Annotated in this window: 23 protein-coding genes and 1 pseudogene; 15 read left to right on the plus strand and 9 right to left on the minus strand. The window is 71.4% G+C overall.

The genetic code is table 11. The features are described from left to right. Nucleotides 1-91: 91 nt before the first annotated feature. The 8 genes and pseudogenes from VB059_RS08175 to VB059_RS08210 all read right to left on the minus strand — a co-directional run bounded on the left by VB059_RS08175 (nucleotide 92) and on the right by VB059_RS08210 (nucleotide 8,028). The gene (locus tag VB059_RS08175) at nucleotides 92-2,302 is read right to left on the minus strand and encodes an NADP-dependent isocitrate dehydrogenase (protein ID WP_323421525.1); all 2,211 of its coding nucleotides are present in this window, start codon (nucleotides 2,300-2,302) and stop codon (nucleotides 92-94) included. A gap of 163 nt (nucleotides 2,303-2,465) precedes the next feature. Then, on the minus strand, nucleotides 2,466-3,314 hold the full coding sequence (panC, locus tag VB059_RS08180; protein ID WP_323421526.1) for a pantoate--beta-alanine ligase: 849 nt from the start codon (nucleotides 3,312-3,314) through the stop codon (nucleotides 2,466-2,468). Nucleotides 3,315-3,391: 77 nt separating this feature from the next. Then, nucleotides 3,392-4,246: a 3-methyl-2-oxobutanoate hydroxymethyltransferase gene (panB, locus tag VB059_RS08185; RefSeq protein WP_323421527.1), complete on the minus strand. Its 855-nt coding sequence runs from the start codon at nucleotides 4,244-4,246 to the stop codon at nucleotides 3,392-3,394. Nucleotides 4,247-4,249: 3 nt separating this feature from the next. Beyond that, complete coding sequence (panD, locus tag VB059_RS08190) at nucleotides 4,250-4,651, minus strand: aspartate 1-decarboxylase (protein ID WP_323421602.1); 402 nt, start codon at nucleotides 4,649-4,651, stop codon at nucleotides 4,250-4,252. A gap of 52 nt (nucleotides 4,652-4,703) precedes the next feature. Next, nucleotides 4,704-5,663: a DUF2520 domain-containing protein gene (locus VB059_RS08195; RefSeq protein WP_323421528.1), complete on the minus strand. Its 960-nt coding sequence runs from the start codon at nucleotides 5,661-5,663 to the stop codon at nucleotides 4,704-4,706. Further along, on the minus strand, nucleotides 5,660-6,280 hold the full coding sequence (locus tag VB059_RS08200) for a CDP-alcohol phosphatidyltransferase family protein (RefSeq protein WP_323421529.1): 621 nt from the start codon (nucleotides 6,278-6,280) through the stop codon (nucleotides 5,660-5,662). Before VB059_RS08200 ends, VB059_RS08195 begins: the two co-directional genes overlap by 4 nt. A 656-nt stretch (nucleotides 6,281-6,936) precedes the next feature. Next, nucleotides 6,937-7,422: pseudogene (locus tag VB059_RS08205) on the minus strand (RNase H family protein); the annotation flags it as partial. A gap of 129 nt (nucleotides 7,423-7,551) precedes the next feature. After that, complete coding sequence (locus tag VB059_RS08210; protein WP_323421530.1) at nucleotides 7,552-8,028, minus strand: MFS transporter; 477 nt, start codon at nucleotides 8,026-8,028, stop codon at nucleotides 7,552-7,554. An 85-nt stretch (nucleotides 8,029-8,113) separates the two neighbouring features. Here VB059_RS08210 and VB059_RS08215 point away from each other — a divergent pair, with 85 nt between their 5' ends. The 13 genes from VB059_RS08215 (at nucleotide 8,114) to VB059_RS08275 (ending at nucleotide 22,669) form a co-directional block, all read left to right on the plus strand. After that, on the plus strand, nucleotides 8,114-9,115 hold the full coding sequence (locus VB059_RS08215; protein ID WP_323421531.1) for a magnesium transporter CorA family protein: 1,002 nt from the start codon (nucleotides 8,114-8,116) through the stop codon (nucleotides 9,113-9,115). Nucleotides 9,116-9,148: 33 nt separating this feature from the next. Then, nucleotides 9,149-10,150, plus strand: coding sequence for a DUF2332 domain-containing protein (locus VB059_RS08220; protein ID WP_323421532.1), 1,002 nt, complete (start codon nucleotides 9,149-9,151; stop codon nucleotides 10,148-10,150). A 40-nt stretch (nucleotides 10,151-10,190) separates the two neighbouring features. Then, entirely contained in the window at nucleotides 10,191-10,565 is a 375-nt protein-coding gene (locus tag VB059_RS08225) for a DUF488 domain-containing protein (RefSeq protein WP_323421533.1), read from the plus strand. A 144-nt stretch (nucleotides 10,566-10,709) separates the two neighbouring features. Continuing rightward, a complete protein-coding gene (locus VB059_RS08230) occupies nucleotides 10,710-11,084 on the plus strand; it encodes a phage holin family protein (RefSeq protein WP_323421534.1) in 375 nt (124 codons plus the stop codon). A gap of 246 nt (nucleotides 11,085-11,330) precedes the next feature. Further along, on the plus strand, nucleotides 11,331-11,921 hold the full coding sequence (locus tag VB059_RS08235) for an HAD family phosphatase (protein WP_323421535.1): 591 nt from the start codon (nucleotides 11,331-11,333) through the stop codon (nucleotides 11,919-11,921). Between the two features lie 33 nt (nucleotides 11,922-11,954). Beyond that, entirely contained in the window at nucleotides 11,955-13,325 is a 1,371-nt protein-coding gene (locus VB059_RS08240) for an MFS transporter (RefSeq protein WP_323421536.1), read from the plus strand. 298 nt (nucleotides 13,326-13,623) lie between these two features. Then, nucleotides 13,624-15,240, plus strand: coding sequence for an ABC transporter substrate-binding protein (locus tag VB059_RS08245; protein WP_323421537.1), 1,617 nt, complete (start codon nucleotides 13,624-13,626; stop codon nucleotides 15,238-15,240). A 195-nt stretch (nucleotides 15,241-15,435) separates the two neighbouring features. Beyond that, nucleotides 15,436-16,359, plus strand: a complete 924-nt coding sequence (locus tag VB059_RS08250) for an ABC transporter permease (RefSeq protein WP_323421538.1) — start codon at nucleotides 15,436-15,438, stop codon at nucleotides 16,357-16,359. Then, a complete protein-coding gene (locus tag VB059_RS08255) occupies nucleotides 16,352-17,365 on the plus strand; it encodes an ABC transporter permease (protein ID WP_323421539.1) in 1,014 nt (337 codons plus the stop codon). Before VB059_RS08250 ends, VB059_RS08255 begins: the two co-directional genes overlap by 8 nt. Nucleotides 17,366-17,499: 134 nt before the next feature. Next, nucleotides 17,500-18,552, plus strand: coding sequence for an ABC transporter ATP-binding protein (locus tag VB059_RS08260; RefSeq protein WP_323421603.1), 1,053 nt, complete (start codon nucleotides 17,500-17,502; stop codon nucleotides 18,550-18,552). Continuing rightward, nucleotides 18,549-19,571: a dipeptide ABC transporter ATP-binding protein gene (locus VB059_RS08265; protein ID WP_323421540.1), complete on the plus strand. Its 1,023-nt coding sequence runs from the start codon at nucleotides 18,549-18,551 to the stop codon at nucleotides 19,569-19,571. The genes VB059_RS08260 and VB059_RS08265 overlap by 4 nt, the downstream gene beginning before the upstream one ends. 193 nt (nucleotides 19,572-19,764) lie before the next feature. Continuing rightward, complete coding sequence (gene mshB, locus VB059_RS08270; protein WP_323421541.1) at nucleotides 19,765-20,679, plus strand: N-acetyl-1-D-myo-inositol-2-amino-2-deoxy-alpha-D-glucopyranoside deacetylase; 915 nt, start codon at nucleotides 19,765-19,767, stop codon at nucleotides 20,677-20,679. A 271-nt stretch (nucleotides 20,680-20,950) separates the two neighbouring features. After that, nucleotides 20,951-22,669, plus strand: a complete 1,719-nt coding sequence (locus VB059_RS08275; RefSeq protein WP_323421542.1) for a VanW family protein — start codon at nucleotides 20,951-20,953, stop codon at nucleotides 22,667-22,669. Here VB059_RS08275 and VB059_RS08280 read toward each other — a convergent pair. Then, the gene (locus VB059_RS08280; RefSeq protein ID WP_323421543.1) at nucleotides 22,656-23,348 is read right to left on the minus strand and encodes a hypothetical protein; all 693 of its coding nucleotides are present in this window, start codon (nucleotides 23,346-23,348) and stop codon (nucleotides 22,656-22,658) included. The two genes, VB059_RS08275 and VB059_RS08280, sit on opposite strands and share 14 nt — an antisense overlap. A 122-nt stretch (nucleotides 23,349-23,470) precedes the next feature. Here VB059_RS08280 and fdxA point away from each other — a divergent pair, with 122 nt between their 5' ends. Together fdxA and dapC are read left to right on the plus strand one after the other, a co-directional pair. Beyond that, entirely contained in the window at nucleotides 23,471-23,794 is a 324-nt protein-coding gene (fdxA, locus tag VB059_RS08285) for a ferredoxin (RefSeq protein ID WP_323421544.1), read from the plus strand. 228 nt (nucleotides 23,795-24,022) lie between these two features. After that, a complete protein-coding gene (dapC, locus tag VB059_RS08290) occupies nucleotides 24,023-25,192 on the plus strand; it encodes a succinyldiaminopimelate transaminase (RefSeq protein WP_323421545.1) in 1,170 nt (389 codons plus the stop codon). The last annotated feature ends 59 nt before the right edge of the window (nucleotides 25,193-25,251 follow it).

The following is a 25,251-nucleotide window of genomic DNA, read 5'->3' on the forward strand; positions in this document are numbered from 1 at the left end:
GCGCGGGGGGCCCCCCCGGCCCCCGTCCGCCCGTTGTCATGCTGCTGTCATGCCCCGCCGGCGGGCCGGCTGGTGCTGGTCAGCGCGCGGCTCAGGCCAGCTTCGCGATGATCGCGTTGAAGGTGACCGACGGCCGCATGATCGCCGAGGTCTTGTCGTCGTCGGGACGGTAGTAGCCGCCCAGGTCGACCGGGTGACCCTGGACCCCGATCAGCTCGGCATCGATCTGGTCGGCCGTGGCCGCCAGCTCCTCGGCGACCGGGGCGAAGGCGGCGGCCAGCTCGGCATCGTCGTCCTGCGCAGCGAGCTCCTGGGCCCAGAAGTTCGCCAGCCAGAAGTGGCTGCCGCGGTTGTCGATCTGGCCGACCTTGCGGGCCGGGCCCTTGTTCTGGTCGAGCAGGGTCTCGGTGGCCCTGTCCAGGGCCGCGGCGAGCACACCGGCCTTGGCATTGCCGTTGGTCGCCTCGTGGCGCAGCGACTCGGCCAGCGCCATGAACTCACCCAGGGAGTCCCAGCGCAGGTAGTTCTCGGTGAGCAGCTGCTGGACGTGCTTCGGGGCGGAGCCGCCGGCACCGGTCTCGAACAGGCCGCCGCCGCTCATCAGCGGGACGACCGAGAGCATCTTGGCCGAGGTGCCGACCTCGAGGATCGGGAACAGGTCGGTGTTGTAGTCACGCAGCACGTTGCCGGTCACCGAGATGGTGTCCTCGCCCTTGCGGATCCGCTCCACCGAGTACTTCGTGGCCTCGATCGGGGACATGATCTCGATCGTCAGGCCGTCGGTGTCGAACTCCGGCAGGTAGGCCTTGACCTTCTCGGCGATGTTGCGGTCGTGCGCGCGGGTCGGGTCGAGCCAGAAGACGGCCGGGGTCTGCGAGGCGCGGGCACGGGTGACGGCCAGCTTGACCCAGTCCTTGATCGGGGCGTCCTTGGCCTGGCAGCCGCGCCAGATGTCGCCGGCCTCGACGGCGTGCTCGATCAGCACGTCACCGGCGGCGTTGACGACCTGGACGGTGCCGGCGGTCGGGATCTCGAAGGTCTTGTCGTGGGAGCCGTACTCCTCGGCCTTCTGCGCCATCAGGCCGACGTTCGGGACCGATCCCATGGTCGTCGGGTCGTACGCACCGTGGGCCTTGCAGTCCTCGATCACGGCCTGGTAGACGCCGGCGTACGAGGAGTCGGGGATCACCGCGAGGGTGTCGGCCTCCTTGCCGTCCGGACCCCACATGTGGCCGCCGATCCGGATCATCGCCGGCATGGAGGCGTCGACGATGACGTCGGAGGGGACGTGCAGGTTGGTGATGCCCTTGTCGGAGTTCACCATGGCCAGGGTCGGGCCGTCGGCCAGCTCGGCGTCGAAGGAGGCCTTGATCTGCGCGCCGTTCGGCAGCGCGTCGAGACCGGCGAGGATCGCGCCCAGGCCGTTGTTGGCGGACAGGCCGGCGGCGGTGAGGTCGGCGCCGTACGTGGCGAAGGTCTTCGGGAAGAACGCCTTGACCACGTGACCGAAGATGATCGGGTCGGAGACCTTCATCATGGTGGCCTTGAGGTGCACCGAGAACAGCACGCCCTCGGCCTTGGCGGCGGCGACCTGGTCGGCCAGGAACGCGTCGAGCTTCGCCGCGCTGAGGAAGGTGCCGTCGACGACCTCACCGGCCAGGACCGGCAGCTTCTCCTTGAGGACGGTCTCGGTGCCGTCCGCCGCGACCAGCTTGATCTGCAGCGTGTCGTCGGCCGGCATGATGACGGACTTCTCGTTGGTCCGGAAGTCGTCGTGGCCCATGGTCGCGACGCGGGTCTTCGACTCCGGCGACCAGGCGCCCATCGAGTGCGGGTGCTTGCGGGCGTAGTTCTTCACCGCCAGCGGGGCACGCCGGTCGGAGTTGCCCTCGCGCAGCACCGGGTTGACCGCAGAACCCTTGATCCTGTCGTAGCGGGCGCGAGCGTCCTTCTCCGCGTCGGTGGCCGGCTCGTCGACGTAGTCGGGCAGACCGTAGCCGAGCGCCTGCAGCTCCTTGACGGCCGCCTTGAGCTGGGGGACCGAAGCCGAGATGTTCGGCAGCTTGATGATGTTGGCCTCGGGGGCCTTCACGAGCTCGCCGAGCTCGGCGAGTGTATCGGCCACCTGCTGGTCCGCGGGCAGCAGGTCGGCGAACGCGGCCAGGATGCGCCCGGCCAGCGAGATGTCACGCGTCTCGACCTCCACACCGGCGGTCGAGGCGAAGGCCTCGATGACCGGGAGGAAGGAGTACGTGGCCATCAAGGGCGCTTCGTCGGTGTGGGTGTAGATGATCTTTGCCATGTGCTGGGCATCTCCCTGGGTCGTACGGCTGCGTTGCGGACGCTCGTCGGCCCGCCCAGATTATCCGAAAGGCCCCGCACCGGCGGCGGCGTTCGGGCCCGGCGTGCCGTTCCTGGGCCGTACAGCGGTGTGACATTGGCGGCATCGGGGCGGCCGCGTCGGGTCAGCCCCGGGGCGCCAGCACCAGGTTGTCGATCAGCCGGGGAGTCCCGACCCGTACGGCCAGGGAGGCCAGCGCACCCACCGCCGGGTCGACGGTCGCCAGCTCGGCCAGGGTGTCGGGGTGGGCGACGCTGACGTAGTCGACCGTCGCCCGCGGCTCGGCGGCGAGGATCTGCCGCATGGTCGCCCGCAGTGCTTCGGCGTCGCGTTCCCCACCGTCCCAGGCCAGCTCGGCCGCGTGCAGGGCGCGGGACAGCACCAGCGCGGCGGGCCGGTCCTCGGCCGACAGGTAGGTGTTGCGGCTGCTCATCGCCAGCCCGTCGGGCTCGCGGATGATCGGGCCGGCGACGATCCCGACCGGCAGGCCCAGATCGCGCACCAGCTGGCGGATCACCGCCACCTGCTGGGCGTCCTTCTGGCCGAAGTACGCCCGCTGCGGGGCGACCAGGTGGAACAGGATGCTGATGATCGTCGCGACACCGCGGAAGTGTCCGGGCCGGCGGGCCCCCTCCAGCACGTCGGCGACGCCGCCGGGGGTGACGTACGTGTCGAAGCCGGCCGGGTAGACGTCCTCGACCCGCGGTGTCCAGACCAGATCCACCCCGGCGTCGGCCAGCAGCGCGAGGTCGTGGTCGAGGTCGCGCGGGTACGCCGCGAGGTCCTCGGTCGGGCCGAACTGGGTCGGGTTGACGAAGATCGACACCGCGGCGGCGTCGTTCTCCTGCTTGGCCCGGCGGACCAGGCTCAGGTGGCCGTCATGGAGGAAGCCCATCGTCGGCACCAGGCCGACCCCACCGCTCAGTCCCGCCCGGGCGACCCGGAGCTCCTCACGCGTGGTGACGACCTTCATCCCTGTGCCTCCTGCTGGTTCACGTGCCTGCTGGTCCGTCGGCCGATCCGGCGGGGTGCTCAGGCCGCCGGGGGCGCTCAGGCCTGGTGCCGGGCGGGCCGGTCCAGGCCGGCGAGGGCCTCGGCCAGCACCTCCGGGTCCATCCCGGCGCTGTTCGCCTCGGTCGGGAACACGCCGGATCGTACGTCCTCGGCGTAGGCCTGCAGGCCACCGACCACTTCCTCGCCGAGCGTGCGGTAGCGGCGGGTGTGCCGCGGGACGAAGTCGGTGAACAACCCGAGCAGGTCATGCCAGACCTGCACCTCACCGGAGCAGCCGGGGCCGGCACCGATCCCGATGGTCGGGATGTCGAGCCGCGCCGTCACCTCGGCGGCGAGCGGAGCGGGGATCAGCTCGAGGACCACGGCCCAGGCCCCGGCGTCCTGCAGGGCGAGCGCGTCCTCGACCAGGCCGCGGGCGGCGAGCGATTCCTTGGCCTGCACCCGCATGCCGATCTGGTTGACCGACTGCGGGGTGAAGCCGAGGTGACCCATCACCGGGAGCCCGGCGGCCACCAGCCGGCGGACCGTCGGGGCGACCGGCCGGCCGCCCTCCAGCTTGACCGAGGTCGCGCCGCCCTCGGCGAGCAGCCGGGCACCGTGGCGCAGCGCATCGGTCTCGGTGGCGTACGTCATGAACGGCAGGTCCGCCACGACCAGCGGCGTCGCGCAGCCCCGGACCACGGCCCGGGTGTGGTAGACCATGTCGTCCACCGTGACCGGCAGGGTCGAGTCGTGGCCCTGGACCACCATGCCGAGGGAGTCACCGACGAGGATCATCGGGACGCCGGCGCGCTCCACCAACTGCGCACTGGTGTAGTCGTACGCGGTGATCATCGGGACGCGCTCACCGCGCCGGTACGCCGCCCGGATGTCGGCGATCGAGGTGCGCATCGGTCAGGCCAGCGTCGCCGGCATCGGGCCGTGCAGGGCCATCGGGTCGTTGACGTCGGTGATGATCCGGGCGATCGAGTTGTCGTTCGCGTCGACCAGGACGACCTTCGGGTGCCAGCCCTCGGGGACGGGGTCGGCCACCTGCGTGTAGGCCATGATGATGACGAGGTCGCCGGGCTGTACGAGCCGGGCCGCCGCGCCGTTGAGCTGGATCTCGCCCGAGCCACGGGCGCCGGCGATGGTGTACGTCTCGAGACGCTCGCCGTTGTTCAGGTCGACGACCTGGACCCGCTCGAAGGGCAGGATGTCCGCTGCGTCGAGGAGATCCTCGTCGACGGTGATGCTGCCGACGTAGTCGAGATCGGCCGCTGTGACCCTCGCTCGGTGGATCTTGCCGCTGACCATCGTCCGGAACCGCACGTGTGTACCTCTCTGCCGTGTGGTGTTCGGCTCAAGTTTAGGTGATCGTCCCGGGGGTATCGAGCAGGTCCCGCTGGGCGGCATCGACAGGGGCTGCGGTGCCGTCACGGAATGCGCCGTCGACAGCGTCGTGGGCCGCGGCGTCGACAGGGACCGCGGGGTCGACGGGGCTGGGGAGCGCGGCGTCGACGGGGTCGAGGAGGGCGGCGTCGAGGGCGTCGGCGGTGGCCGGATCCATCCCGCGGGCGAGCAGCAGGGGGCGGGTCGCCCGGCCGGCCGCGCGGTAGAGGGCGGCGGTGTCCGGGCGGTCGGCGATCGCCTCGAGGTGGCGTCGGATCGTCCCGACGTCCCCGCGCGACAGCGGGCCGGTCAGCCCGGCCGGCAGCCCGGTCCGCTCCAGCCCGTCGAGACTGGTCCGGACCAGGGGGAGGAGGGCGTGCAGCGCGGCGTCCGGTTGCAGACCGCAGTCCTCCAGCAGCAGGGCCGCGTGGTGGATCAGCACGTCGGTGTAGTTGGAGGCCATCGCCGCGGCCGCATGGTAGCGGGCCCGGTCCTCGTCCCGCAGGACGAGTGGGTGCCCGCCGAGCGCGGCGGTCAGCTCGAGCAGCACCGGGGTGAGGGCGGGGTCGGCGGTGATCCCCCAGGTGACCCCGGCCCGGATCGGGGTGTCGGGGGCGGCGAACGCCTGCATCGGGTGCCAGGCTCCGGTGATCCAGCCGCGGTCGGCCAGCGGTGCCAGGACGGCGCGGTCCAGGGCGCCGGAGCAGTGGACGACGCCACGGCCCTGTCCTGTCAGGGCGGTCCCGGCCGCGAGGGCGGCGGCGACCGGCCCGATCGCGTCGTCGCTGACGGCCAGCACGGTCAGGTCGAGCGCCAGGACGTCGACAGCGGCGGAGTCACGGGCCGACATCCGGGTGACCGGCAGGTCCCGGGCGGTGAAGGCCCGCTCCAGGGCGTACGCGACCCGGCCCGACCCCAGGATGCCGAGGGACGTCATCGGGTCACCTCGGGCCGGTCCCACGAGCCGGTGATGGCCTGCCGGATGTACGCCGTCCCCGCGAGGATGTGCAGCAGCACGCCGACCCAGATGATCACCGTGCCCACGACGGCGAACCCGGGAGCGAAGGCCAGCGCGGCCACGAGCACCGCGATGCCGGTGAACAGCACGGCCGTCCGGGTCTTGCCCAGCCGGTGCACCACGATCCGGCCGCGGGCCGCCGCCCGCCCGGCGATCAGTGCGGTGGTCAGGTCGGTCGCCAGGACGATGCCGACCGCCCACCAGGACAGGTGCCCGGCCACCGCCAGGCAGACGACGACGGCCCCGATGCCCACCCGGTCGGCGATCGGGTCGAGCATCTGCCCGACCCGGCTGACCTGGTGCAGGCGCCGGGCCAGGAATCCGTCGATCCAGTCCGTGGATGCCCACAGGGCGAGCAGCACGACCGACAGTGGCCCCACCGAGGCGGATCGGACCAGCAGCCAGCAGACCGGGGCGAGGAGCACCAGCCGCAGCAGGGTGACCGCGTTGGGCACCGTCACCCACCCGGGGCGCCCGCCGGTGACGGGGGCGGGGGCATCCGACGTGGGGGGCAGGGGACGTTCCGGGGCGTTCATGGCACCTTCTCACACGCGTGGCTTGACCACAGTCAACCCAGCGGCACCGGGCGAATCAAGCGGACGGGTCAGGCCTCCGGGCTCACCTGCTCGAAGCGCTGCTGCCATTGCGCGTTCTCCCGCACCCACAGCGCGGTCCGTACGGTCGTGGTGGCCGACGGCTCGGTGGCACGGCTGAGCAGCAGCACCTCGTCCGCGCGCAGCTGGCGGGCCTCGAGGATGTCCAGGGTGCAGACGTCGGGGGAGAGCACCCCGCTGAGGACGTCGCCGCGGTGGTCGAGGGTGCCGTCGGTGCGCACCCGGTACCAGCCCGGATGCAGCAGCCCGGCCCACTGGGTCGGGTCCTCGGCGGGCTCGGGGCTGTGCAGCCAGCGCTCCAGTTCGGCGACCTGGTCGACCTCCGGCAGGTCGAGCTCGGGCTGCGCGCCGGAGAACAGATCGGGCTGCTGGTAGTCCTCGGCGAGCTCGGACTCCTCCACCTCGGGCTCGGCGACCTCGGGCGCTGTCACCGGGGCCTGGGCCGCCGAGCGCCGGCGTCGCGCCGGTCCGGTGGAGGGAGCGGCGGATCCGCCCCGCCGGGCACCGGTGCCGCCGGACGCGGCCGGGGCGGGCGGGCCGTCCGGGGTGTCCATGGCAGTCGTGGCGGGCGGGGTGGTCGGGGCGGGCGAACGCCCGATGGCCAGCGGGAACCCCGGCCCGGCATCCGGTTCGCGGCCCTGTTGGAAGGCCGTGGCGGCGGCCCGGGCGCGGAGGTCGGCCGCCTCGTTCATCGCGTGGCCGTTGTGTCCACGGACCCACTCGAAGGTGACGTCGCGGCCCTGCATCGCCTCGTCGAGGGCCTTGACCAGATCGACGTTCAGCACGGGCTTACCGTCGGACTTCTTCCAGCCCTTCCGCTTCCAGCCCTTGGTCCACTTGGAGATCACGTTGATCGCGTACTGGCTGTCGCACAGCACGTGCAGCGGCTCGCCGATGTGGGCGGTCTGCTGCAGCAGGTCCAGCACCGCCATCAGCTCGCCCATGTTGTTGGTGCCGTGCGGCCAGCCGCCGCTGGCCCAGCAGTCGTCGTCGACGTACCAGGCCCAGCCGGCCGGTCCTGGATTGCCGAGGGATGATCCGTCCGCCGCTGCTGTGATCGTCACGGGCCCGATTCTCACACACCCCACGGACAGTCCGGCCGCTCCGGGCCGCCAGCACGGTTCGGACCGTACGGGCTGTCCGGTGCGCCCGACGTCTGCCCCGCACGCCGGCCATGGGGCGACCCGATGGTCTCAGTCCTGCCCGAGGGTGCGGTGGAGCAGCAGGGCGGTGCCGACCTGGCTGACGGCGATGATGACCACCAGCAGCGGCAGTGCCGTGGCGTACAGACCACCGGCGAGAGCGCCGCCACCGATCGCGGCCGCGCCCTGGATGGCCGCGAACACGCCGTACGCGGTCGCCCGGCGGTCCTTGCCGACGAGGTCGGCCACCAGCGCCTTGACGGTGGAATCCTGCAGGCCGTTCGCCGCGCCCCAGGCGAGGACCCCGAGCACGGCCAGCCAGGCGGTCCGGGCGAAGGCCAGCAGCGGAACGAGTGTCACCAGGATCGGCAGGACGTACAGCACCCGCGCGCCCCACCGGTCGTAGCCATGACCGGTCGCCAGGGCGGCCAGCGCCGAGGCGCCCCGCCCCGCCCCGCCGGCCCCGGCCCGGGGGCCCTGTCCCTGCCCGGCCGGTCCCGCCCCGGTCCCGACCGGCCCTGGTGGCACCGGCCCTGGTCCGGTCCCGCCGAGGCTGACGCCGAGGCCGGTATCGTGAAGGACCGACCCGCGACGATCGGCCGGAGGAGACGTGATGGAGATTTCCAGCATCGCGGCCAGCAGGACCTGGCGCGGCGGGGTGGTCATCGACGACGACGTCCGCCCCGACGAGGTGGCCGAGGAGATCCGCGATCCGGACAACCTGGTCTGGATCGACCTGCTGGCGCCCGATCCCGGCGAGCTGGCCGCACTGATCCGGGAACTGGGGTTGCCGCCGACGGCCGTCGAGGATGCGCTGGCGCCGTTCGAGCGCCCCAAGGTCTCGCGCCACGAGGGCTACCTCTTCTTCACCGTGTACGCCACCCGGCTGCGGCCGCACGACCACCTGGACCCGACCAAGGGCCGGGTGGTCTCCAGCCGGATCTCGGGGATCGTCACGTCGCACGCCCTGGTGACGATCCGCCTGGACGACGACTTCGACATGTCGGCGGTCGAACGGGTCTGGCGCGACGACCCCGATCTGCTGGCGTACGGGGCCGGGGCGCTGGTCCACGGCCTGCTCGACGTCGTTGTCGACGGGCACTTCGGGACCATCCAGGCCCTCGACGACGAGACCGAGCGGCTCGAGGACATGCTCTTCGCCGAGGGACAGCTCAGGGCCGATTTCGTCCGCTTCGTCTACGGGCTGCGCAAGGACCTGGTCGATCTGCGCCGGATCGTCCTGCCGATGCGCGAGGTCGTCAACGGTGTGCTGCGGCACCGCACCGACACCCCGGGCGAGCTCGACTCCTGGTACGACGACCTCTACGACCACGTCCTGCGGGCCGCGGAGTGGACCGAGTCGCTCCGCGACATGGTGTCCACGATGTTCGAGACCCACCTGTCCCTGCAGGACTCCCGCCTCAACCAGATCATGAAGAAGCTCGCCGGCTGGGCCGCCATCATCGCCGTGCCGACCGCCATCACCGGGTGGTTCGGGCAGAACGTCCCGTACTGGGGCTTCGACCAGCCCTGGGGCGTCGGGCTGAGCATCGGGATGATCCTGGTGTCCTCCCTCGGACTGTACGTCCTGTTCCGGATCAACGACTGGGTGTAGCCCCGGGCCACACCGGTCCGGGAGGATGACCCTGTGGCCGGACACTTCTACGCGGACGGGGACATCGTCGACATCTACCGGTGGTTCGCCACCGAGGCGGCCGGCTCGTCCCCCACCTGGCAGGCAGTGTGCAGCTGGGTCGCGGACACCCCGGACGTCGCTGCGCGGCTCGACCGGCTGCCCGGCATGAAGCGCCAGCCCCAGCTGTTCCTCGCTGCGTTGCGCCACCTCGGCGCCCCGCTGGTCCCGGGGCCGGCCCTGGCCGACTGGGTCGACCGGCACTGGGAGCAGACGCAACGGACCATCCTCGGCCACTCCACCCAGACCAACGAGGTGGGCCGGTGCGCCGTGCACCTGCCACTGCTGGCCGGCCTCGGCGCCCAGGCCGGACCACTGGCCCTGGTCGAGGTGGGCTCCTCGGCCGGGCTGTGCCTGCTCCCCGACGCGTACGCCTACCGCTACCGGTTCACGGACCGGCCCGACCTGGTGGTGGGGGAGGGCCGCCCGGAGATCGGCTGCCGGATCGCGGGCGCCACCCCCGCTGAGGCGGCGTACGCCCTGCCCGACATCGCCTGGCGGTGCGGGATCGACACCGCACCGCTGGACCCGACCGATCCCGAGGTGGGCGCCTGGCTGCGGGCCCTGGTCTGGCCCGGTCAGCCCGAGCGGGAGGAACGCCTCGCCCGGGCCCTGGACACCGTCGCCCGGCTGCCCCGGGTGCCGGTGGTCACCGGCGACGCGCTGGAGGCGCTGCCGAGGGTGGTCGCCGAGGCCCGCCGACACGCCGACACCGTGGTGGTGATGCACACCGCGACCCTGTCGTACGTCCCGCGGGAGCGGCGTGCCCGGTTCGGGGACCTGGTCCGCGGCCTCGGGGCGCGCTGGATCTCCTGTGAGGGGGAACGGGTGGTGCCCGAGGTCCGCGACCAGCTGTCCCCGGGCCCGGACGGCGGGCCGGCCCGGTTCGTACTGGCGCTGGACGGCCGGCCGCTGGCCCGGGTCGGCCAGCACGGCGGCTGGATCGACTGGCTCTGATCAGCTGAACCGGCACCGTGACCGGGGCCACACTGGAACCATGACCACTTACGTTGTGAAGCGCATCCATGACTCCCCGGGCCCCGACGACGGGTTCCGGGTGCTCATCGACCGGCTCTGGCCACGGGGCATCTCCAAGGAACGTGCCGCCCTGGACGAGTGGGCCAAGGACCTCGCCCCGTCCCCGGACCTGCGCACCTGGTTCGACCACCGGGCGGACCGGTTCGAGGAGTTCGTCGCCCGGTACCGGGCCGAGCTCGACGCCAATCCGGAGGCCGCCCGCCGGGTGAAGGAGTGGGCCGATCTGCCCGAGGTCACCCTGCTGTACGCGGCGAAGGACCCCGCCCTCAACCAGGCGGTGGTGCTCCAGGAGTGGCTGACCGAGGCGGACACCGACCGCACCGACCCCGCCTGATCGACCGGATCGTCGACACACGGGTCGGTCGGATCAGCCGGACGGTCCGGCCCCCGGTCGGAGCGTCCGGGAGTCCTCGACTGGGTGATCGTCCCGGGGAACCCCTGAGTGCGTGAGCGGCCCCCGGCGGGAATGATGGGGGGCATGATCTGGCGCTGGTTGGTGAACTCTCTTGCCGTCGCTGCCGCGACCTATCTGGTGGCCGGCATCACGGTGACCGCTCCCGACACGACCGGGATGGTGCTCACCGTGGGCCTCGTCGCGTTGCTGCTCGGCGCGGTGAACACCGTCGTCAAGCCCATCCTCCAGACGCTGACCGGCTGCCTGGTGATCCTCACCTTCGGACTGTTCCTGCTGGTGATCAACGCCCTGATGCTGATGCTGACCTCCTGGCTGGCCGCACAGTTCGGGATCGGCTGGCACGTCGACGGGTTCGGCGCCGCCTTCTGGGGTGCGCTCGTCATCTCCATCGTCAGCTTCCTGCTGGGCGCCTCGCCCTGGCGCCGGCAGAACGCATGAACGGCCGACGGATGAATCGCCAACGGGTGAGTCACCGACAGATGAATCGCCGCTGCGTGCACCGCGGTGGCCCCGGCCACGAGCCGGTGGCGATCTGTCACCGGCACCGGCGGATCCTGCGGCGGTGGCCGAGAGCGGACGCCGAGTGGTCAGCGGAGCGCGGACGCCGCTAGGGTCGGTCCTGCCGGCCGCCTGGTCGGTGGGCGCCGAGGGAAGGCGCCGGATCAGCAGGAAGGTGTCGCCAACGTGCTCGTGCTGTTCGATTTCGGGGAAGTCCTCGGGCTGCCCCAGACACCGAAGGACCGGGTCCGCATGGCCGCGGTCGCGGGTGTCGAGCTCGAGGCGTTCAACCATCGCTACTGGGCCAAGCGCCAGGCGTACGACAAGGCCGACCTGTCGGACATCGACTACTGGCAGGCCATCGCCGGCCGCGGGCTGTCCACGGAGACGATCGAGGAACTGGTCCAGCGTGACCGGGCCAGCTGGCTGAACCTCGCCCCCGAGGTCCTCGCCCTGCACGCCGACCTCGTCGCCCGGGGGGTCGCCACCGCACTGTTCTCCAACGCCCCCGAGTCGATCGCCACCGCGATCGACGCGCTCCCCGAGCTGGCCACGATGAAGGGTCGTTTCTTCAGCTGCCGGCTCAAGCAGGCCAAGCCCGACCCCAAGGCCTACCTCACCGTCGCCCGCGAGCTCAAGGCCGACCCGGAGACGGTGATCATGATCGACGATCGTCCGGTCAACTGCGAGGGCGCCCGCAGCACCGGGATGCAGGCCATCCGGTTCCGCAACCCCACTCAGCTGCGCACCGACCTGGAGGCGATGCTCGCCGCCTGACCGCAGCGGGCCACGCGTGGAACACTCGTGGCCATGACCACTGCGGACATCGGCGGGGCACGCGTCCCGACCCGTACGGAGCGGCTCGACCGCCTGCCCTACACCCGGCAACACCATCGGCTGCTGGTCGCTTCGGGGATCGGCTGGGCCCTGGACGCCATGGACGTCGGGCTGATCTCCTTCGTGATGGCGGCTCTGGCCGTCGAATGGCACCTCGGGGCCTCCACCCTCTCGGTGATCGGGTCCATCGGCTTCGTCGGGATGACCATCGGAGCCAGCCTCGGCGGCCTGTTGGCCGACCGGATCGGGCGACGCCAGGTCTTCGCCCTCACCCTGCTGGTCTACGGGGTGGCGACCGGCGCAGCGGCGCTGTCCTGGTCGGTGGCCTCGCTGGTCGTCTTCCGGTTCATCGTCGGCATCGGGCTCGGGGCCGAGCTGCCGGTCGCCTCGACACTGGTCAGTGAGTTCGCGCCGCGCCGGATCCGGGGCCGGATGGTGGTCTTCCTCGAGGCGTTCTGGGCGGTCGGCTGGATCCTCGCCGCGCTGATCGGCTACTTCGTCATCCCGGCCTTCCCGAGCGGGTGGCGGTGGGCACTCGTGGTCGGCATCGTCCCCACCCTGTGGGCCGTCGTGGTACGCCTCGGCCTGCCGGAGTCGGTCCGCTTCCTCGAGCAGCAGGGACGTACGGACCGGGCCGAGGAGGCGGTCCGCAGGTTCGAGTCCTCCCCGCCGATGCTGACCCGGGTCCGGATGCCGCAGGACGTGCCGACCGGGGTCGAGGAGATCACCGCGGGGTCGATCTGGGCCCGCCCACTGGTCCGCCGGACGGTCGCCCTGTGGGTGGTCTGGTTCACCATCAACCTGTCCTACTACGGTGCCTTCACCTGGCTGCCGACGCTGCTGCTCGGCCGCGGCTTCACCCTGACCCGGTCCTTCGAGTACGTCCTGCTGATCACCCTCGCCCAGGTGCCCGGCTACCTCGTCGCGGCGTGGCTGATCGAGCGCTGGGGCCGCCGGCTCACCCTGGCGGTGTTCCTGCTCGGCTCGGCGGCCGGGGCGGTGACGTTCGGGCTCGTCTCCTCCGTTCCCGGCCGGCCCTCGGTCGGCGCGGTGATCGCCGCCGGCGCGATGCTGTCGTTCTTCAATCTGGGTGCCTGGGGAGCCCTCTACGCGATCGGCCCGGAGCTCTATCCCACCCGGCTGCGGGGGACCGGCACCGGGGCCGCGGCCGCCTTCGGGCGGATCGCCTCGATCCTGGCGCCGTTGTCGGTGCCGGTCCTCCTCCGCTGGGGCGGGCAGTCGTACGGCTACATCGTGACCTTCGCCGTGTTCGGCGTGGCCTTCCTGATCGGCGCGGTCGCCGCGTTGCTGCTGCCCGAGCAGCGCGGCCGGACGCTGCTCTAGGGTGGCCGGCCGGGCGGACCCATGCCCATGGGCCGCATCTCTCGAAGGGTTTGCGCGGCGATCGGGTAACGAAACGTGACCGAGGATCACAAGCCCTCGACCTCGGGGGATGGCAACGGTAACCTCCTGCTGGTTCGAGGGGTTCCGGCCGTGTACTACAGTCTGCGTACAGCCCTCGTGCCCGTCCGGTGGTCCATCAGGGAGGACCGTCGGACACGATGCAAGCAGAACGCCCGACCGACGGTCGGGGTGTGCGGACTCGGCGCCAAAGGGGGCGTCGAAACCAAGGAGGAAGTTCATGCGTCGAAATGTCCGTGTGGCCACACTCGCCACCGTGGCGGTCGTGTCCATGTTCGCCGCCGCCTGCAGTGGTGGCGGCACGAGTTCGGCCGGCGGCGGCGCCGGCGGGGCGATCACCGTCCGCGGGTGCACCCCGCAGGAGGCCCTCGTCCCGTCGAACACCACCGAGAGCTGCGGCCACATGGTCCTGCAGACCCTGTCGTCCCAGCTGGTGCACTACAACGTCGACACCGCGGCGCCGGAGATGGACATCGCCCAGTCGATCGAGACGCCTGACAACCAGAACTTCACCATCAAGCTGAAGCACGACCGGACGTTCCACGACGGCACCCCGGTGAAGGCGTCGAACTTCGTCGATGCCTGGAACTACGCGGCGTACGCTCCGAACGGCATGCAGGCGGGCTACTTCTTCGAGCCGGTGCAGGGCTATGACGACCTGCAGTGCCCCGACAAGAAGTGCACCACCAAGCCCAAGGCCGACAAGATGACCGGCCTGGCGGTGGTGGACGACTACACCTTCACCCTCAAGACCACCGCGCCGGTCTCGAACCTGCCGCTGCGGATGGGCTACACCGCGTTCGCGCCGCTGCCCGACTCCTTCTTCAAGGATCCCAAGGCCTACGAGGCCAAGCCGATCGGCGCCGGGCCGTACAAGTTCGTGTCGCAGGACGCCTCGAACATCGTGGTGGAGAAGGACCCGGCCTACAAGGGTCAGTGGCCCGGCCACACCGACAAGATCACCTACCGGATCTACCAGTCGACCGACGCGGCCTACGCCGATGCGGTGGCGAACAACCTGGACGCCACCGATGAGGTGCCGACCGGCATGCTGGTGAACGACCAGTGGAAGAGCGACGCCAACGGTCGCAACGCCGTCGCGAAGGAGGGCGTGATCCAGCTGGTCGCCTTCTCCCCGGTCGACGAGCAGCTGAAGAACCCGACCCTGCGCAAGGCGATCTCGATGGCGATCAACCGTCCGGAGATCACCAAGCAGGTCTTCATGGCGACCCGTACGCCGTCCGATTCCTGGGCCGCTCCGACCGTCGACGGCTACAAGGCCGGCGCCTGCGGCGACACCTGCACCTACAACGCCGAGCAGGCCAAGGCGCTCTACCAGCAGTCCGGTGGCTACAACGGCACCCTGACCCTGGCGATCAACGGTGACGGCAGCCACAAGCCGTGGGCCGACGCCACCTGCAACTCGATCAAGAACACCCTGGGTCTGGACTGCCAGGTCGTCGTGGCCCCGGACTTCAAGACCCTGCTCGACCAGATGAAGAACCGCGAGATCAAGGGCATGTTCCGCTACGGCTGGCAGATGGACTACCCGTCGATCGAGAACTTCCTGACCCCGGTGTACGCCACCGGCGCCTCGTCGAACTACTTCAACTACTCCAGCGCTGAGTTCGACAACCTGCTCAAGGAGGGCAACGCCGCCAAGACGCCGGCCGATGCCAACGCCAAGTACCAGGCGGCCGAGCAGGTGCTGGCGAAGGACCTGCCGACCCTGCCGCTGTGGTCCACCACCCGTCCGGTGATCTGGTCGACCAACGTCACCAACGTCAAGGTCGACCCGTTCGGCGAGATCGACTACGCGTCCATCCAGAAGAAGTGACACCGGGTCCACGGTGATTCCCTGATCGCTGCCCACCGGCCCGCCGGGATCCGTCCCGGCGGGCCGGTGTCGGCCCGCCACCCGAGCCACCGTGCCACTGCGCCACGGCCCGGTCCCGGGCGGCCGATACGGTGGCGTACGCTGCTCAACCGCGGCGGAAACCCAGGGGATCCCGCCGGTTCGAGAGGAGCAACCATGGGAACCTATGTCATCCGCAGACTGCTGCAGATGATCCCGGTCCTGATCGGATCGACGTTCCTGATCTTCCTGATGGTGTTCGCCCTGCCGGGCGATCCGGTCGCCGGACGGTGCGGCGAGCGGGCCTGCCCGCCGTCGTACGTGGCGAAGTTCACCCAGGAGTACCACCTCGACCAGCCGGTCCTGGTGCAGTACGGCTACTACCTCGGCCGGCTGGTCCGCGGCGACCTGGGGACGAACTTCTACGGCAACCCCGTCCTGCACGAGCTCGCCGTCCGCTTCCCGACCACGCTGCGGCTGGCCATCATCGCGATCATCTTCGAGATCGTCGTGGGTATCGCGGCCGGCGTCTGGGCCGGGATGAGACGCGGCCGGTGGCCCGACACCCTGGTGACGATCGGCAGCCTGATGATCATCTCGGTGCCGATCTTCGTCATCGGTGCCCTCTCCCAGCTGGTCTTCGGCATCAAGCTGGGGATCTTCCCGGTCACCTCCACATCGGGCACCTGGTGGCAGTTGATGCTGCCCGGCCTGGTGCTCGGGTCGGTCTCGGTGGCCTATGTCGCGAGGCTGACCCGGACCAACCTGGTGGAGAACCTCCGGTCCGACTACGTCCGGACCGCGAAGGCGAAGGGGCTGGGACGTGGCCGGGCGATCGGCGTGCACACCTTGCGCAACTCGCTGATCCCGGTCGTCACCTATATCGGCTACGACTTCGGTGCGCTGATGGGCGGTGCGATCGTGACCGAGCGGATCTTCAACATCAACGGCATCGGCAGCTTCATCTTCCGGTCCATCTCCCAGCGTGACGGCGTGTCGGTGGTCGGTGCGGTCGTCATGCTGGTCTTCGTCTACCTGCTCATGAACCTGCTCGTCGACCTGTTGTACGGCGTGCTCGACCCGAGGATCAGCCATGAATGACCGTGAGGACAAGGCGCTGGCCGAGCTGGAGGAGGACCGCCGGTCCGCTTTCGCCCCGCAGGACCCGGTCGCGGTGCTGGAGGATGCGATCGTCCCGTCGGCCGGTGACTCCGACCTCGGCCAGGCGCGGTCGCTGTGGTCGGACGCCTGGGTGGAGATGCGCAGTCGGCCGCTGTTCTGGGTGTCCGCCGTGCTGATCGCCCTGGTCGTGGTGATGGCCGCGGTGCCGCAGCTGTTCACCTTCCTCAGCCCGCAGCCCGACCCGTACTTCGCGGACCTCACCAAGGCCCGGCAGTCACCCTCGGCCCACGCCTGGTTCGGCTTCGACGCCCAGGGCTACGACATCTACTCACGGACCATCTGGGGCGCCCGGTCCTCCATCCTGGTCGGCCTGGGTGCCACCCTCGCGACCACCCTGTTCGGCGGCGTCATCGGCGTCTTCTCCGGCTACTTCGGCGGGTGGTGGGACGTCATCATGTCCCGGATCGGTGACGTGTTCTTCGCCATCCCGCTGCTGCTCGGTGGCATCCTGGCCCTCTACACCTTCCCCAACACGCTGGACACCCCCTACCTGGTGATGGTCGGCAAGGTCGTCCTCGCCCTGGGCATCCTCGGCTGGCCCAGCATCGCCCGGTTGATGCGCTCCTCGGTGCTGCAGGTCAAGCCGCACGACTTCGTCCAGGCCGCGCGGGCCCTCGGAGCGAAGCCGGGCCGGATCGTCTTCTCCCACATCCTGCCCAACGCCGTCGCCCCGGTGATCGCGGTCGCCACCATCAACCTCGGCATGTACATCGCCCTGGAGGCGACGCTGTCCTTCCTCGGCATCGGCCTGGCCCCGCCGGCCATCTCCTGGGGCATGGCGATCTCCGAGGCGTCGGGGATCGGCCTGGTGCGGTCCACGCCGCACATGCTGCTGTTCCCCTCCCTGTTCCTGTCCGTCACCGTCCTGGCGTTCATCCTGCTCGGCGAAGTCGTCCGCGACGCCCTCGACCCGAAGCTGCGCTGAGAGGAGCGACCATGACCACCACGAACCCCCCAGCCGCCCCGACGCTCGCGACCCGTGCCTCCCGCCGGCGCCAGCGCTTCGTCCGGACCTGGACGCCGGTGGACCGTACGCTGCTGCAGGTCGACGACCTGCACGTGGAGTTCCGCACCCGCGACGGCATCGCCCGGGCCATCAATGGCGTCAGCTTCGACCTGCACCAGGACGAGACGCTGGCGATCCTCGGTGAGTCCGGCTCCGGCAAGTCCGTCACCGCCCAGGCGGTGATGGGCATCCTGGACACCCCGCCGGCGTTCGTCACCGGCGGCTCGGTGACGTACTGCGGCACCGATCTGCTCACCGTCGACGAGCGGGTGATGCAGACCGTACGGGGCGCCGAGATCTCGATGATCTTCCAGGACGCGCTGAGCTCGCTCAACCCCGTCTTCACCGTCGGCTGGCAGATCGCCGAGATGTTCCGGGTGCACCGCGGGATGAACCGTCGTGACGCCGAGGAGCAGGCGATCCGGCTGATGGAGCGGGTCCGGATCCCGGCGGCCCGCGAGCGGGTGAACAACTACCCGCACCAGTTCTCCGGCGGGATGCGCCAGCGGATCATGATCGCCATGGCGATCGCCCTGGACCCGCACGTGCTGATCGCCGACGAGCCCACGACCGCGCTCGACGTCACCGTCCAGGCCCAGATCATGGACCTGCTCAAGGAGCTGCAGTCCGAGTCGCACATGGGCCTGATCCTGATCACCCACGACCTCGGCGTGGTCGCCGACGTGGCCGATCGGATCGCCGTGATGTACGCCGGCCGGCTGGTCGAGAAGGCCGACGTCTTCGACCTCTACCGCGATCCGGCCCACCCGTACACGCTCGGGCTGCTGGAGTCGATCCCGCGCCTCGACCAGCAGGGCGAACGGCTCAACGCCATCGGCGGCCTGCCGCCGAACCTCACCCGGATCCCGGCCGGCTGCCCGTTCCACCCCCGGTGCCGCTTCGCCACCGACATCTGCCGGACCGGCGAGCCCCCGGCGCTGCTGGAGGTCGCCCCCGGCCGCCGGGTCGCCTGCCACCACTACGACGAGCTCCTCGGTCGGCACCGGCTCGAGGCCGACACGGGCCTGGGCCGCCTGGAGCCCGACACGGGCCTGGGCCAGCGTCTGCTCGAGACCCACGACAACGGCGAGGAGGCTGTCCGATGAGCGCCGAACCGATCCTGCGGGCCGAGGGCCTGGAGAAGTACTACCCGATCCGCAAGGGCGTCACCCGGCGCCGGGTCGGTGCGGTCAAGGCCGTCGACGGTGTCTCGTTCGAGCTGTTCCCCGGCGAGACGCTCGGCGTGGTGGGGGAGTCCGGGTGCGGCAAGTCCACCCTCGGCCGTCTCCTGGTCCAGCTCGAGCCCCCGACGGCGGGGAAGGTGTGGTTCGAGGGCCGGGACATGTTCTCGCTGTCCTCCGACAAGCTCCGCCGGGCCCGCCGCGACATCCAGATCATCTTCCAGGACCCGTACACCTCGCTGAACCCGCGGATGACCGTCGGTGACATCATCGGCGAGCCGCTGGAGATCCACCCCGACGTCGTGCCCAGGGGTGACCGGCGCCGGCGGGTGCAGGAGCTGCTCGACCTGGTCGGGCTCAACCCGGAGCACATCAACCGCTACCCCCACCAGTTCTCCGGCGGCCAGCGCCCGCGCATCGGCATCGCCCGGGGGCTGGCGGTCAACCCCAAGGTGATCGTCTGCGACGAGCCGGTCTCGGCCCTCGACGTGTCGGTCCAGGCACAGGTGGTCAACCTGCTCCAGGATCTGCAGCGCGAGCTGGGGCTGGCGTACGTGTTCATCGCGCACGACCTGTCGGTGGTGCGCCACATCTCCGACCGGGTGGCGGTGATGTACCTCGGCACGATCGTCGAGCTGGGCGACGAGCACGAGATCTACGAGAATCCGACCCACCCGTACACCCAGGCACTGCTGTCGGCGGTCCCGGTGCCCGACCCGGCGGCCCGGGAGACCAAGCAGCCGATCCTGCTCACCGGCGACGTGCCCTCCCCGGCCGATCCGCCGGCCGGCTGCCGGTTCCACACCCGCTGCCCACTGGTGAAGGCCCACCCAGAGTTCCTCGAGCGGTGCAGCACCGAGGTGCCGGCGCTCGCCCTGCACCCCGACGGGGTGGGTGAGCACCTGAGTGCCTGTCACTTCGCCCGCCGGCTCGTCGAGGCCTGACCGCCCGGTACCGGGGGCACCCGCGCGGACCCCGGAGCAGCGCCGCCAGTACGAGCCTGACCGCCGGCATCCCGGAGGGCACCCGCGCGGACCCCGCGCCGGGTGCCCTCGGCGACTCCGCCGTCCGGCTGCGTCGCCGCGCTGAGGGCCCGGATCCGTCCACCCGTCGGGCCGATGGACCTAGGCTGGCCGGGTGACCGACGCGACACAGACCGACCGCAGACTGATGCTCGTCCACGCCCATCCCGACGACGAGACGTTGATGACGGGCGCGACGATGGCGAAGTACGCCGCCGAGGGCGTGGCGGTGACCCTGGTCACCTGCACCCTCGGGGAGGAGGGGGAGATCGTCGCCGACGACCTGACCCACCTGACCGAGGCCGGGGCCGACGAGCTGGGCGGGCACCGGCTCACCGAGCTCACCGCCGCGGCGGCCGAGCTGGGGGTGACGGACGCCGTCCGGCTCGGCGGCGACCACCGGTTCCGGGACTCCGGGATGGCCTGGGCCCCCGATGGCACGGCGACCGTCGCCGACACCACCGACGCGCGATCGTTCCACGCGGCCGACCTGCTGGTGGCCGCCGACGAACTGGTGACGCTGCTGCGGAACCGCCGCCCGCAGGTGGTGATCACCTACGACCAGTTCGGCGGCTACGGCCATCCCGACCACGTCAAGGCGCACCGGGTCGCCACGTACGCCATCGCCCTCGCCGCCGTGCCCAGCTACCGGCCCGAGCTCGGTGAGCCCTGGCAGGTCCGGCGGGTGCTGTGGACCGCGATGAGCAGCTCACAGGTCGCCCACGGGCTGGCCACCCTGGACGAGCGCGGCCTGGCGGACGTGCTGGACGGCATCCCGACCGACCCCTCCTCCCCGATGCTCAGCCGCGACGAGGAGATCGCCGTCGAGGTCGACGCCCGCGACCACGCCGGCGCGAAGCTCGCCGCCCTGCGCGCCTACCGCAGCCAGCTGCGCACGGACCAGGGCTTCCTCAGCCTGCCCGAGGACCTCGCCCGCGAGTTCTGGGGGCGGGAGCACTACCGGTTCGCCGGTGGCGTGCCGCTACCCGCGGGCGGCTGGGCCGACGACGTCTTCGCCGGCCTGGGCTGAGGCTGCGCCGGCCCTGAGACTGCGAGGCCCGGGCTGAGACGGAGCGCGGCAGCCACGGGCCCACCCGGCAGCCATGGGCCCACCCGGCAGCCACGGGCCCTCGGCGGGCATACTCACCTCGCGGGCGCATCGTGCCGTTGGGTGCCGGGAGTCGCAGGCTTTCGTTGCGACTGGGTCACAACCTGGGTCGTGGGTCTCCCGACGACAGGAGACGACGACACAGGTGCTTACGATGGCCGGGCCCTGACCCGCCCGAGAGGATCCGCCCCGCATGACCAACCCCCCGACCACCACCCGTCGAGTGCGCATCGCCGCCATCGTCGCCGGAGGGGCGGTCGTCCTTGCCGGTGGGACGTACGTCGCGGCGTACGCGGCGGCCGGTGACACCGTCCCGCGCTCGGCGTCGGTCGCCGGGGTGGCGATCGGGGGACAGAGCCGCGAGCAGGCCGCCCGGACGCTGGAGGCGGCCCTCGGCCCCCGGGCCACCGCGCCGGTCACCCTCACCGCCGGAGACTTCAGGATCCCGGTCAGCCCGGCCGACGCCGGGCTGACGGTCGACTACGCGGCCTCGGTCACCGCGACCGGTGCGGGGCGCAGCTGGGCGCCCGCACACATCTGGAAGGTGCTCATCGGCGGCGGGCGGACCGCGCCGGTGATCAGCGTGGACCGTACGGCGATGGACCGGACGAATGCGCAGGTCGCCGACGACGGCCGGCTCGATCCGCGCAACGCGAGCCTGTCCTACGACGACAAGGCGCAGGTGCAGATCGAGGCCAGCGTGCCGGGCCGTACGATCGACCCGGCAGCGGTCGAGCGTGCCCTCCGGAGCGCCTTCCCGACCCAGGACACCGCGGCTCTCGACACCCGGCCGGTCGAGGCCGAGGTCACCACCGCCAAGGCCGAGCAGGTCCGCAAGGACTGGGCCGACCCGGCGGTGTCCGGGCCGGTGACGGTCAACGCCGGCGACGCCGGCAGCTTCAAGGTCACCCCGGCGATGATCGCCGCGTCCACCGGCTTCGACGTCACGGACGGCACCCTCGTCCCGCGGATCGACGCCAAGCGGCTGGAGACCGCCGCGAAGCCGGCGATCAAGCAGCTCAAGGGCATCCAGGAGGGGCAGGACGCCACTTGGCAGCTGGGCAGTGGCAAGCCGACGATCGTCCCGTCCAAGGACGGCCGGGGGATCCCCCGCGATGCGTTGGTGACGGCGATCGAGCCGGCTCTCACCAAGCAGGGTGACGAGCGCAAGGTCTCCGTCGCGATCACCGCGGTGCCGGCCTCGTTCACCACCGCCGACGCCCAGAAGGCCGACGTCGCGGGCGTGATCGGGCAGTTCACCACGTACTTCCCGCATGCCGACTACCGCAACACCAACCTCGGGCTGGTCGCCAGCAGGATCAACGGCTACGTCCTGCTGCCGGGGGAGACCTTCTCCCTCAACGACGTGGTGGGGCGTCGGGACGCGGCCTCCGGCTTCGCCGACGGCTGGGTCATCCAGGGCACCCGTGAGGTCAAGGAGGTCGGCGGCGGCGTCTCGCAGAGCGCCACGACGATCTTCAACGCCGCATTCGCCGCGGGCCTGGAGGACGTCGAGCATCACCCGCACACCCTCTGGTTCGACCGCTATCCGCCCGGCCGTGAGGCCACCGTCTACTACGGCTCGCTCGACCTGCGGTTCAGGAACGACACCGACCACGCCGTGGTGATCGAGGCCAACCGGGTGGCCTCCACCCCCGGGAGCCAGGGCTCGCTGACCGTCAAGCTGTGGGGCGCCTCCCCGTACGACAGGGTGGTCACGCCGGACCCGGTGAAGTCGAACTTCGTCACGCCGGGCAGCAGGACCCTGACCGGGGCCGACTGCGTGCCGCAGCCGTCCTTCCAGGGGTTCACCGCCAGCTACTACCGCGCCTTCATCAGGAACGGCGTCGAGGTGAAGCGGCAGAACTACACCTGGAAGTACTCCGCCGGCGACGAGATCAGGTGCGCCTGAGCGGCAGCACCGTGAAGCCCGCCAGCACCCGGTCGGTGCCGCGCAGCTGGACATTGCGAGCGTCCCGGTAGGCGGCCCATCGGGCCAGCGCGGTGACGACCTCGTCGGCCCGGTCACCGTCGGTCAGCCGGACGGTGGCCCACTCACCGACCACCACCGCCCGCCCGGACGCGGTGCCGAGCGCGCAGGCAGCGGTGTCCCCGCCCGTGTCGTACGCCTCCGGGCCCTGCTCCGGGATCGCCGGGCCGAGCAGATCGCACAGCCGGGCCACCTGACAGACCGCGTCGGCGCCCGGTGTGCGATCGGCGTCGGCCTCGGGCCGGGGTACGCCGGCCGGACGGTGATCCGCCGGGTTGTCCTCCGCCGGGCCGTGGTTCGCCGGGTTGTGGTCCATCGGGTCGTGATCCGGCGTGCGGTCGTCCACCAGGCGGTGGTCGGTCGCCATCCGGTCCAGCAGGGCCCGGTCGGCGGCCAGCGGGTCGCGGCCCCGCGGGACCTGCGGCACGCCGCGCCAGGACTCCAGGGTGTCCCAGGCGAGCAGACGTGGGGCCAGCGTACGGTCGAGCATCGCCAGCCCGTCGGGACCCATCCCACAGACGTAGCCGATCAGCTCACGTGGTCCGTCCTGGTCACGCCAGCGCAGTGCGATGCGTTGGCCCGGCAGGGGCAGGTCGCTCATGACACACTCATCTCGTTCTTCCTCGTCGCGGGATACTAATCTCAGCATGACGGCCCTGGACTCCTGCCCAGGACCACCCGAACTGGTCGTGCCCCCGGGTACGCCGAATAGAGGAGCTCATTGTGACGTACATCATTGCGCAGCCTTGTGTCGACGTGAAGGACCGTGCCTGCGTCGACGAGTGTCCGGTCGATTGCATCTACGAGGGCGACCGCATGCTGTACATCCACCCCGAGGAGTGCGTGGACTGCGGCGCCTGCGAGCCCGTCTGCCCGGTCGAGGCCATCTTCTACGAGGACGACCTGCCCGAGGAGTGGAAGGACTACTACGACGTCAACGTCCACTTCTTCGATGGCCTCGGGATGCCCGGCGGCGCCGCCAAGCTCGGCCCGCTGAAGAAGGACCATCCGGCGGTCTCCGCGCTGCCGCCGCAGAACCAGGACTGATCACCCGCCCCCGGGGTGCGCCCCCTGCCGGCGCATCCCTTCGGGGGCGTACGCCCGGGGTCGCGCCCCGGGAGCCTCACCCGGTCGCCGGGCGCTCCGGTCGTATGATCGGGCCTACCGCCGCCCGGGGAACCCCCCGGGCCGGCCCATCCGGGACGCTCACCGCGGTGCGCCGCCCCGTCACCGGCGTGCCCCGGCGTGCGCCCCGAGCCTGAGGACCGAGCTGTGATGACCTCCCGACCGAGCCCCGCGAGCACGTCGACGCCGGAGGCACCGGCGGGCCGCCGCCGGGTGGCCGACCTCCTGCCCGACTTCCCGTGGGACACCATCGCGGGTGCCCGGGCGACCGCCGAGGCCCACCCCGACGGGATCTGCGACCTCTCGGTCGGCACCCCGGTGGATCCCACACCGGAGCTGGCCCGGCGGGCGCTGGCCGAGGCGGCCGACGCCCACGGTTATCCGACCACGATGGGCACCCCGGCGCTGCGCGACGCCATCGTCGAGCACATGACCACCCGGTGGGGGGCCGTCGGCCTCGGCCGGGAGGGTGTCCTGCCGGTGATCGGCACCAAGGAACTGGTCGCCTGGCTGCCGACCCAGCTGGGTCTGGGGCCCGACGATGTCGTGGTCGTGCCCGCCGTCGCCTACCCGACGTACGCCGTCGGCGCCCTGCTCGTCGGCGCCCGGGTCGTCCCGGCGGCCGATCTCGACTCCCTGCGAGCCACCCTCGGGGACGTACGTCCCGCGCTGATCTGGATCAACTCCCCGGCGAACCCGACCGGGGAGATCCTCGACGCGGCGGCGATGCGCGACTGGGTGGCGTACGCGCGTGCGTCCGGGGCCGTGCTGGCCTCGGACGAGTGCTACGGCGAGTTCGGCTGGGACGCCGAGCCCCGGTCGGTCCTGCACCCGCAGATCTGCGGCGAGGACCACACCGGGTTGCTCGCCTGCCACTCGCTGTCCAAGCGGTCCAACCTGGCCGGCTACCGGGCCGGGTTCGTCGCCGGTGACGCGGGGATCGTCCAGGACCTGCTGGCGCTGCGCAAGCACACCGGGATGATCATGCCCGGCCCGGTGCAGGCCGCGATGACGGTCCTGCTGGCCGACCATGCGCACGTCGCCGCCCAGCGCGGGCGCTACCTCGCCCGCCGTGAGGTGCTGCGGCCGGCCCTGGCGGCCGCCGGCTTCCGGATCGACCACTCGGAGGGATCGCTCTACCTGTGGGCGACGCGCGACGAGGACTGCCGCACGACATTGGCGCGGCTGGCGGCGGTGGGCATCCTCGCCGCCCCGGGTGACTTCTACGGCAGCGCCGGGACCCGCCACGTCCGGATCGCCCTGACCGCCACCGACGAGCGGATCGCCGCGGCCGCCCGGCGGCTGGCCGACCTGGTCTGAGCCGCCTGCGGCCACTCGTGTTGCCGGCCCCGAGTCGCTCTGCTGCCGACTATCGGGGC

This window comes from Raineyella sp., from assembly GCF_034933565.1.
In the GTDB taxonomy this organism is placed as follows: domain Bacteria; phylum Actinomycetota; class Actinomycetes; order Propionibacteriales; family Propionibacteriaceae; genus Raineyella.

Excerpts from the sequence above, each read along its gene's own strand:
- VB059_RS08275 (WP_323421542.1), top strand. The coding sequence starts at position 20,951 with ATGACCAACCCCCCGACCACCACCCGTCGAGTGCGCATCGCCGCCATC.
- VB059_RS08280 (WP_323421543.1), bottom strand. The coding sequence starts at position 23,348 with ATGAGCGACCTGCCCCTGCCGGGCCAACGCATCGCACTGCGCTGGCGT.
- VB059_RS08255 (WP_323421539.1), top strand. The coding sequence starts at position 16,352 with ATGAATGACCGTGAGGACAAGGCGCTGGCCGAGCTGGAGGAGGACCGC.
- panC (WP_323421526.1), bottom strand. The coding sequence starts at position 3,314 with ATGAAGGTCGTCACCACGCGTGAGGAGCTCCGGGTCGCCCGGGCGGGA.
- VB059_RS08250 (WP_323421538.1), top strand. The coding sequence starts at position 15,436 with ATGGGAACCTATGTCATCCGCAGACTGCTGCAGATGATCCCGGTCCTG.
- dapC (WP_323421545.1), top strand. The coding sequence starts at position 24,023 with ATGACCTCCCGACCGAGCCCCGCGAGCACGTCGACGCCGGAGGCACCG.
- panB (WP_323421527.1), bottom strand. The coding sequence starts at position 4,246 with ATGCGCACCTCGATCGCCGACATCCGGGCGGCGTACCGGCGCGGTGAG.
- VB059_RS08225 (WP_323421533.1), top strand. The coding sequence starts at position 10,191 with ATGACCACTTACGTTGTGAAGCGCATCCATGACTCCCCGGGCCCCGAC.
- VB059_RS08245 (WP_323421537.1), top strand. The coding sequence starts at position 13,624 with ATGCGTCGAAATGTCCGTGTGGCCACACTCGCCACCGTGGCGGTCGTG.
- VB059_RS08195 (WP_323421528.1), bottom strand. The coding sequence starts at position 5,663 with ATGACGTCCCTCGGCATCCTGGGGTCGGGCCGGGTCGCGTACGCCCTG.
- VB059_RS08200 (WP_323421529.1), bottom strand. The coding sequence starts at position 6,280 with ATGAACGCCCCGGAACGTCCCCTGCCCCCCACGTCGGATGCCCCCGCC.
- VB059_RS08175 (WP_323421525.1), bottom strand. The coding sequence starts at position 2,302 with ATGGCAAAGATCATCTACACCCACACCGACGAAGCGCCCTTGATGGCC.
- VB059_RS08215 (WP_323421531.1), top strand. The coding sequence starts at position 8,114 with ATGGAGATTTCCAGCATCGCGGCCAGCAGGACCTGGCGCGGCGGGGTG.
- panD (WP_323421602.1), bottom strand. The coding sequence starts at position 4,651 with ATGGTCAGCGGCAAGATCCACCGAGCGAGGGTCACAGCGGCCGATCTC.
- VB059_RS08240 (WP_323421536.1), top strand. The coding sequence starts at position 11,955 with ATGACCACTGCGGACATCGGCGGGGCACGCGTCCCGACCCGTACGGAG.
- VB059_RS08230 (WP_323421534.1), top strand. The coding sequence starts at position 10,710 with ATGATCTGGCGCTGGTTGGTGAACTCTCTTGCCGTCGCTGCCGCGACC.
- VB059_RS08265 (WP_323421540.1), top strand. The coding sequence starts at position 18,549 with ATGAGCGCCGAACCGATCCTGCGGGCCGAGGGCCTGGAGAAGTACTAC.